Source organism: Bacillus haikouensis (assembly GCF_013179555.1).
Classification (GTDB): domain Bacteria; phylum Bacillota; class Bacilli; order Bacillales; family Bacillaceae_B; genus Rossellomorea; species Rossellomorea haikouensis_A.
In genome coordinates this window covers 1-1501 of sequence record NZ_JABMCR010000516.1, presented here as the reverse complement: position 1 = coordinate 1501, position 1501 = coordinate 1, and the positions used below count along the sequence as shown (strand labels likewise).

General features: G+C 37.2%; 1 protein-coding gene and 1 pseudogene. One reads left to right on the top strand and one right to left on the bottom strand.

The window, feature by feature from the left end:
• The coding region (locus HP456_RS23820; RefSeq protein ID WP_172255639.1) for a DUF2817 domain-containing protein at positions 1–472 on the bottom strand (472 nt) is incomplete at its 3' end.
• Positions 473–1072: 600 nt separating this feature from the next.
• Between HP456_RS23820 and HP456_RS23815 the strand changes: the two are divergent.
• A pseudogene (locus HP456_RS23815) lies at positions 1073–1501 on the top strand (ParM/StbA family protein); the annotation flags it as partial.

Sequence of the window (1501 nt, the reverse complement as noted above, 5' to 3'; positions counted from 1 at the left end):
AGTCCGTTATTTTCCCGTCAGGGAGGAATAACTCATTCTCTTTCTCATAATTCTTGTTCACATTATGAGGAACAGAAGCTCGGTTATATAGGTAGTTTCGATTTAAGTCGACATTATTTTCAGTGACCCTGCGGAAATTTCTCATCCCCCAAGGGTTTAAAGCGTGAATAAGGCAAATGCCGGTTGTCGCAGGATCGATGTGTTCCAGGTATTCATTTGTCATTAAGTGAATCATTGCTGCGCCTGCATATCCTTCTATCCCGTGCTCACCCGTTGTGAAGAATAATACTTGCTCATTATTATGTATCGCATTAGAGGAAATCATATCGATGGTGTTATCCTCTTCTTTCCCGATGTGTACGGTCGTCAGTTCTGCTTCAGGCCATTTTCTCTTTATGGTTTCGAGATGCCCGCGGAATGTACTTCTCGATTGTTCATAGTTACTTGGGAAATATCCTTTAATTGCATCCATAATCCATTCACCCTAATCTGTTTGTTTTTTACTATGTGATTTTCTTTCCCCATTCATTCTTTTATAAACTAAAAAAAATACCGGATTCCATTTTCTTCAATTGATAGATTGAGTGATTAAGAGAATAGGATAGCACTATTTCATATACAAAAAACGGTTGTGTACAAATTAGTATACTTGTACACATATATGTACACAATTGTAGACAAAAATGTATACAAGTATACAAAAGCGTACACATACTGTTGTAGAAGGATGTACTCATAATTGTATACAACGATACAAAATGTATACAAAATAGGTCGAACATTACAATTGTGTGATAGAGTTGAAAGTAGGATTGACCGGAGATGAGAAGTGATTTAATCTTTCATTAAGAGTTTAAATTTTTTGATACATTTTTACTCGGGCTGCTTTCTGATTAATTGTCGCTTTTCGTTCGAAATCTACAATTTTAATAGAGCGTGTTATGTACTCTTTACGAATTTCAGCTGAATAGAGACATGACATACAGCGAGAATACCAAGTTCCGGTAGTTTCTTATGTAAAAAGCAACAAAGAATGCGAAAGAGCCTACTTATAAATGAAAGGATGATTTTTTTGACGAACTCTCGAATTGCTGCAATTGATGTAGGTAATGATTCTCTTAAAGGTATTTTTGGAAAGTTGGACAACGAATTGAATATCCCGAATGTGATTGCAAGAGATATTGAAGATCGTCCGATAATTGGAATTGAGGAGCTGGACAAGCAAGATCCGCTGGACGGAATACATATACGTGTCCACTCCCCTGCCCTTCAGGATAACAACGCCATTTACCGTGTGGGTAATTTAGCAGCGAAAAGCAATAACTCAACAGAATTAGATCCGGGAAGCAGTAAGTCTGAAGAAGATCAGACGCTGATCATGCTGTTTGCTTCTTTAGCAATGGATGCTGCCGAACAGGATACTGTTTTTAAAAAGAATAATAATGTCATAGAAGCTAATTACACACTTGGTACAGGTCTTCCCCTTCGTGAAGTGAAGGAA